Consider the following 563-nt stretch of genomic DNA (forward strand, 5'->3'; position numbering starts at 1 on the left):
TCCAACGGCAGGACGATCCGCTGAACACCGGGCGCAAGGCCGCGCCGCAGGCGCAGGCCCAGCCCAAGCAAGCCGCCGCCCCCAAACCGCAGCAGTCTTCCCCGGCGCCCAAGGCGCCCAACACGCCGCCCAAAAGCTAAGGCAGGCGGACAAGGAAACGTGACAGGGCCGCGGGAATCGCCGCGGCCCTTTGCATATCGACCTGCCAGTGTCGGGGATCAGGCCGTCGGCCGTCCGTACAATGCCTCTGCGCGGGTTTCGAAGGCCCGCACGATGCGCTGCATCGCCTCGTTGAACACGGCCCCGATCACCCCCTGCAGAACGCGGTTCCGGAATTCGAAATCGACGTAGAATTCCACCTTGCAGCGACCGTTGCCGATGTCCTCGAACTGCCAGTAGGATTTCAGATAGCGGAACGGCCCATCCAGGTATTCCGTGTCGATGCGGTGCCGCTCTGGCCACAGCGTGACCCGGCTGCCGAAACGTTCGCGAAACACCTTGAACGAGATCACCAGATCCGCCTTCATCAACTCGCCCCCGCCCGCGATCGGTTCACGCGAGCG

At 65.0% G+C, this 563-nt stretch carries 1 protein-coding gene; it reads right to left on the bottom strand.

The window, feature by feature from the left end:
• Positions 1-218 precede the first annotated feature (218 nt).
• Positions 219-563: type II toxin-antitoxin system RatA family toxin (locus CKO23_RS25080; RefSeq protein WP_207168703.1), on the bottom strand; the 345-nt coding region annotated here is incomplete at its 5' end.

The organism is Thiocystis violacea, from assembly GCF_016583565.1.
Taxonomy (GTDB): Bacteria; Pseudomonadota; Gammaproteobacteria; order Chromatiales; family Chromatiaceae; genus Thiorhodococcus; species Thiorhodococcus violaceus_A.